The sequence below is a fragment of the Vibrio genomosp. F10 str. 9ZD137 genome, assembly GCF_049974785.1.
Lineage (GTDB): Bacteria > Pseudomonadota > Gammaproteobacteria > Enterobacterales > Vibrionaceae > Vibrio.
In genome coordinates this window covers 1-5,420 of the sequence record NZ_JBNGCJ010000343.1, presented here as the reverse complement: position 1 = coordinate 5,420, position 5,420 = coordinate 1, and the positions used below count along the sequence as shown (strand labels likewise).

General features: G+C 42.9%; 6 protein-coding genes. 2 read left to right on the top strand and 4 right to left on the bottom strand.

Annotated elements, in window-relative coordinates; genetic code table 11:
* A partial coding sequence (locus ACP45E_RS07360) for a molybdopterin-binding protein (RefSeq protein ID WP_241824282.1) occupies positions 1-255 on the bottom strand: 255 nt, incomplete at its 3' end.
* A 191-nt stretch (positions 256-446) separates the two neighbouring features.
* On the opposite strand from ACP45E_RS07360, the gene ACP45E_RS07355 reads away from it, so the two are divergent.
* Both ACP45E_RS07355 and ACP45E_RS07350 read left to right on the top strand, forming a co-directional pair.
* On the top strand, positions 447-1,358 hold the full coding sequence (locus tag ACP45E_RS07355) for a DUF3943 domain-containing protein (protein WP_017035322.1): 912 nt from the start codon (positions 447-449) through the stop codon (positions 1,356-1,358).
* Positions 1,359-1,631: 273 nt separating this feature from the next.
* A complete protein-coding gene (locus tag ACP45E_RS07350) occupies positions 1,632-2,147 on the top strand; it encodes a glycine cleavage system protein R (RefSeq protein WP_017035321.1) in 516 nt (171 codons plus the stop codon).
* A 73-nt stretch (positions 2,148-2,220) separates the two neighbouring features.
* Here the strand turns inward: ACP45E_RS07350 and nspC are convergent, their stop codons facing one another.
* The 3 genes from nspC to ACP45E_RS07335 all read right to left on the bottom strand — a co-directional run.
* Positions 2,221-3,369 (bottom strand): carboxynorspermidine decarboxylase, encoded by a 1,149-nt coding sequence (nspC, locus tag ACP45E_RS07345; RefSeq protein ID WP_026026757.1) that lies wholly within the window; start codon positions 3,367-3,369, stop codon positions 2,221-2,223.
* Positions 3,370-3,461: 92 nt separating this feature from the next.
* Entirely contained in the window at positions 3,462-4,706 is a 1,245-nt protein-coding gene (locus ACP45E_RS07340) for a carboxynorspermidine synthase (RefSeq protein WP_017035319.1), read from the bottom strand.
* Between the two features lie 22 nt (positions 4,707-4,728).
* On the bottom strand, positions 4,729-5,420 hold a 692-nt coding region (locus tag ACP45E_RS07335; RefSeq protein ID WP_241824281.1), incomplete at its 5' end, for a pyridoxal phosphate-dependent decarboxylase family protein.

The window sequence follows — 5,420 nt, the reverse complement described above, 5'->3', positions numbered from 1 at the left end:
TGACTCTGCGGCGGCAGCGGCACTTAAGTCATCAGTTGTCGGTCCGAGTCCACCATTTACGATGACAACATCACAATTGAAACTTAGCATGAGTATTTCTTCTTTCAGCGCAACCAAACTGTCACCTACGGTGGAGCGCTTATACAAAGAAAAACCATTAGCAAAGAAAAGTCGTGATAACCAAGCGGCATTGGTATCAACAATATCTCCGTAGAGGACCTCTTCCCCCGTACTAAGCATTGCGATTTTTGTCATTAATATTTCCTATCATTTAGAACTGCAATGCTTATCATCACATACTTTGATTAAAATTATGCAACGTTTACTCTCATGATTCGAAAATAATCTTCATAACTCCCTAAAATAGTTCATTTTATGGTTTCTATTACCGGTCCTTTATTAGATAATTGTGACTAGGATCTTATAAACATAATAATGGAGCCACCGTGCTAAAGAAAAACATCGCTGCAATGATGTTATCGTTTTCCGCTTGTGCAAACGCCAACAACTTTAACGTCAATCAACATATAGAATTTTCTTACACGGTCGATTGTGAAAATAGCTTCTGTCTTAACGACAGCACATACTCTTACCAACCTACGTTGTTCCATAATGAAGAGAGCTTCATGCTCTCATTGAAAGAACCAGAGCTTAACGTTGAAGACCCCGGTCTACCTAAATATCTTGTCATGCAAGATGAAAAAGACTGGGACTACCTTATGGGGCAAACCTACACTATCTTAGGTCTAAGCGTGGCGACTGTGGGCTTAATGACGCTATTACCAGAGTCCATTACAAAATGGGATGAAGAAGACCGTGATATGAGTCAATTAGGCTCAAAATGGAAAGATAACATCAGTGCAGGTCCGGTATGGGATCGCGACGAGCACTTTTTGAATTATGTGATGCACCCGTATTTTGGTGGTGTGTACTATACCGCAGCAAGACACGCAGGTTTTAACGAGTTTGAATCATTTGTCTATTCTGCTGCTATGTCTACCTTCTTTTGGGAAATGGGCGTGGAAGCGTTTGCTGAAGTCCCTTCTTGGCAAGATATATTTGTTACCCCATTTTTTGGCGCTGTCGTCGGTGAGATGATGTTTGAAGCCGAACAAGATATTGTTGCCAATGGCGGCGAAGTATTCGGCTCGGAAGGCGTAGGTAGCTTTACCCTTTTCTTCCTCAATCCCGTTGGTCATATTCACGGTTGGGTAAGTGGCGCTTGGGGTGGCAGTGCTGAATTTCAATATAGCAGCACTCCTTGGTTTGGAAACTCGAATGCCGCTGCGTTCGCAATGGATTCAGGGGCTTCCTATGACCGCCAATTCTACGGCGTTGAGCTAACTATAGGTTTCTAACTATAGGTTTCTGACAACAAGTTTCTAACAGCAGGTTTCTAACCATAATATTGCCCTCTGCATTCAAAACTATGCACATTGTTCAACGTTTAAAGCGTCTATCTATAGGCGCTTTTTTGTTTCCATTGTGTGTCTGATAACTCGTTATCAATACTGAGTCACCTCTTTACCCTCAAAAATTGACATTCATCAAACCTTTCCTGCTGTTAACTTCTACACTGAAACTATCAATTATTTTAATTAGTTATCCCCACTTGGCGCAGGAGAATCATTATGAATACGACATTTATCGTCAATTTCGTCGGGAAAGCCACTCCCGCCACAATTAAACAATTTGCTTCCGTAACCCACGATAACGGTGGAAAATGGTTGATCAGTAAAGTTAACTTTATTGAAGACCAAGTCGCTGCCGTTATTAAGGTTCAGCTCCCTGAAACTAATGTCGATACTGTCAAAGCCGCTTTTAGATCGCACCAAGATCTGTTAGTTCAGATAGTCGATTCAGAAGCATCACCACATCGAGAAGAAACCATCTTCCAATTTCGTCTCGATTCCAATGATCGCGCAGGCATAGTCAATGAGATAACCCATGTACTTGATGCTCAAGGGATCAGTATTCTCGATATGGATTGTCAGCGTGTGTTTGTTGCCGGTGGTGGAGGAGTAAGTTCAAGCCTCTTTACCGCGAATTTAGCCGTCCGGCTACCGAGTGAAGTGCAAATTGAAGATGTAGCCAATGAACTCGAATTACTGAGTGAAGATACTCGGGTTATTTTAGAAGCATCATAAGAGGTGGATAGAATCCTTAAAAGAAAAAGAGCAGATTTTCTGCTCTTTTTTTATCTACCAGCTATCTAGGGCGTTATTTATTATCAACAGGAATGACTGACCACTGCGACAATGAACGTTTGAAATCACTGTAACCAAATTCATTCAGCTTTTGAATATCGCCATTTGAACGTTCACAATATATAGAAGGCATTTTCAAACCGTTAAACCAATTAAGCTTAACCATGGTATAACCTGCGCTGTCTGTAATATGCAGACGCTGCCCGATAGTGAGTGGCTCATCAAAGTTTGCAACACAAAACTGATCACCAGCAAGGCATGAACAAGAACCAATAATGAACTCATGTTCACCTTTCTCACTCGCTTCTAGAATCGTTGCTGGCTCATTGTAGATCAACGTATCTAAACGGTGTGCTTCTGTTGCTGAATCAACAATCGCTGTTTTCTTCACGTTATCTACGATATCCACGACAGTCACGACTAAATCGGTGGTTTTAGTGATAATTGCTTCACCCGGCTCCAAATAGAGTTGAACGTCATGTTTTTCTGAAAAAGCCTTTAATGCCAAACCCAGCTTTTCAATATCATAATCTGGCCAGGTAAAGAACACCCCGCCACCCAAGCTGACCCAATCAAGTTTGTCCAAATGAGACCCGAACTGCTCTGAAATGGCATCAAGAAGAGAGACAAAAGCATCTACATCTTTATTCTCACAGTTCATGTGGAACATCACACCATCTATAGAATCAAAAACTTTACTGTCTAGGTGATCTGCTTGTACCCCGAGGCGAGAAAATTGACGGGCTGGATTGGCTAAGTCTTGACCTGCATAACTTACACCTGGGTTTAACCGTAAACCAATGGATGCTTTGCCTTCCACAATGTGACGATGCGCCGCAAGCTGGGTTTGAGAGTTAAAAATCAGTTTGTCACAAATATCAGCGACTTCTCTGACATCTTCTTCACTGTAACCGACACTGTAAGCATGAGTTTCACCACCAAAGGTTTCGTGGCCCAACTTAACTTCGTAAGGCCCAGAGCTGGTTGTACCGTCTAGGTACGGTTTGATAATGTCAAACACTCCCCATGTCGAGAAGCATTTCAGTGCCAGTACTAACTTTACACCTGACCGGTCTTTTAGCTGCTTAGCTTTCTCTAGGTTCGCCATCAATTTTTCTTCATTGATCATGAAGTATGGTGTTTTCAAGTCATTTTTCATCAAGTCGTTTGTACTCATTTTTCAATCGCTTTTAAATTGAACAAAGCCGACGCAATCGCATCGGCTTAGAATATTAAATAGATAACCCATTAGACCTATTTTAGGATTTTAATATCTGGCTGTCCTGGTGTTAATTCTTGAACATGCCAATCAAGGCCAATCTCTGGCATTGTTTCTAGGAACGGATCTGGATCAAGCTGTTCCATATTAAATACCCCTTTGTCTGCCCATTTACCGCGGAAGAACTGGAGTGCAGCAGTGATGGCTGGCACCCCGGTTGTGTAAGAAATGGCTTGGTGTTCAACATCTTCATACGCGACTTCATGATCGGCATTATTGTAGATGAATACACTACGCTCTTTGCCATCTTTCTTACCTTGAACCCATGTACCAATACACGTCAAACCCGTGTAACCCGGAGCCAAAGAAGTTGGATCTGGTAACAGTGCTTTAAGAACGTGCAATGGCTGAACCACAGTTCCATCGTGAAGCGTCAGTGGATCTGGGCTCAATAGACCGATATCACGCATACAGTTGAAGTAGTTCAAATAGGCATCACCAAAGCCCATCCAAAATTCAATGCGTTTCGCTGGAATGAACTCTTTCATAGAGCGAACTTCATCGTGGGCCATTGAATACACTTTGTGAGAGCCACAGTTCGGGAAATCAAACTCAAGCATACGTGAGTGACACGGTACCTGTTTCCACTCTTCATTTTCCCAGTAGAACGAATCACCTTGAATCTCTAGCATGTTCGTTTCTGGATCAAAGTTAGTCGCAAACTTTTTACCATGATCGCCTGCGTTAACGTCCATCACATCAATCGTATCGATTTCATCAAACAGGTGCTTAACCGCATACGCAGCAAAAATAGAAACAACGCCTGGATCAAAACCCGCGCCTAAGATGCCGGTGATACCTGCCTCGGTAAACTTCTCTCGGTATTCCCACTGCCAATCGTAAGCTTGCGGAACTTGCTGCCCTTCAGAGCATAGGTCAACAGCGACCGATGTATCTAAGTACGACACTTTTGTTTGGTAGCACGCTTCCATAATGCCCATGTTGACCCAAGGAGGACCCGCATTGATCACTAGATCGGGTTTTACATCATTAATAAGTGCAACTAATGCGTCTACATCATCTGCGTTAACTTCGCGTGCTTCTAATTTCTTGGTCGTATCTTTAAGGTTATTTTTTCCCTTAATAGACGCAATGATTTTTTCACACTTACTAAGAGTACGCGACGCAATGGTAATATCACCCAATACTTCGTTGTTTTGCGCCGCTTTATGTGCGACTACCCAACCAACACCACCTGCACCAATTTGTAGAATTGCCATTGTTCTTTTACCTTATGTTCTATTAATCAGCGAGTTCTGTGACTAACTGGTTTATATCTGTTATTAATGTCTCAAAATCTGCCATCGTCAGGCATGGATTCAGGATCGTAAACTTCAACGCGGATTGCCCTGCTACCACAGTTTCACCGAGGACAGCCACACCGCGAACTAACGCTTCAATACGAACTTTTTGATTAAGCTTGTCGGTAGAGCCTTCACACGTGCCAGTCGCACGGAATAGCACTGTTGACAATGACGGCTCGGCCAGCAGTTCAAAATGTTCATGCGCACGAATTCTATCTGCCACTTCAAGCGTTTGAGCGATGATGTGGTCATACATATCACCCAGTGCTTGCGGGCCAACACTCTGCATGGTCATGAAGACTTTAAGCGCATCAAAACGTTTGGTGGTCGCAATGGATTTGTCCACTAAGTTAGGCAGTTCGTCGTGTTCACGGTTCAAGTAATCAGCATGATGAAGCAGGTACTTAAACTGAGACTTATCTTTAAGTAATAACGCACCACAGCTGATTGTTTGATAGAAGAGTTTGTGGAAGTCCACACTAATGGAATCCGCTCGCTCAATACCAGCTATTCGATCTTTGTGACGGCTTAGAATCAAAGCGCCACCATATGCGCCATCCACATGGAGCCATAGGTCATGTTGTTTTGCTGAATCCGCCAGTGATACCAAATCAGATCGGAAGAGCTGTT